The sequence below is a fragment of the Psychrobacter coccoides genome, assembly GCF_017498085.1.
In the GTDB taxonomy this organism is placed as follows: domain Bacteria; phylum Pseudomonadota; class Gammaproteobacteria; order Pseudomonadales; family Moraxellaceae; genus Psychrobacter; species Psychrobacter coccoides.
In genome coordinates this window covers 1-597 of record NZ_JAGBKM010000054.1, presented here as the reverse complement: position 1 = coordinate 597, position 597 = coordinate 1, and the positions used below count along the sequence as shown (strand labels likewise).

Genomic DNA, 597 nt, shown 5'->3' with positions numbered 1-597 from the left:
GTTCACGCTAAATCCCGTAAACAATTCAAAAAAGCCAAACTCAACTGGCGTACCAACAACCCAAAGGCCAAGAGAAGAAGCTTGGGCTGGATTCCTTTTAAAAAGACCGCGATTAAGCATATCAGTACGCGCCAAAGCGGTAAAAAGTCTTTAAAAACCACCCTGCAATTTAGCTTAGCTAACCGTCAAAAGCTGATCATTGATGTATGGGATAGCTATAACCTCTCGCTCTACAGCATCAATACTTGCGAATTGGTACAAGACAATAGCGGTCATTGGTATGCTTGTATCACCGTTAAAGAGTTTCCAAAGATTAAGTGTGGCACGGGTCAAGTCGGTATTGATTTAGGCTGTAAAGATGCCGCAGTCAGTAGTGAAGGTGATCAGCTACAAATCAAAGTCACCCATAACTATGCTGAAAAACTGGCCGTCGCCCAAAGAGCCAAGAATAAAAAACGGATCCGTGCGATACACGCCAAGATTAAAAACACCCGCCAAGACTTGATTCATAAATTCACATCAAAGCTTGTTAAAGCCAACAACTTAATCGTTGTTGGTAAAATCAAATCAAACTCATTCACTTCATCCAAACTGGCC

The 597-nt window shown here is 41.9% G+C and carries 1 protein-coding gene; it reads left to right on the top strand.

Annotated elements, in window-relative coordinates:
- On the top strand, positions 1-597 hold a 597-nt coding region (locus tag J3492_RS13030; RefSeq protein ID WP_243453263.1), incomplete at both ends, for a transposase.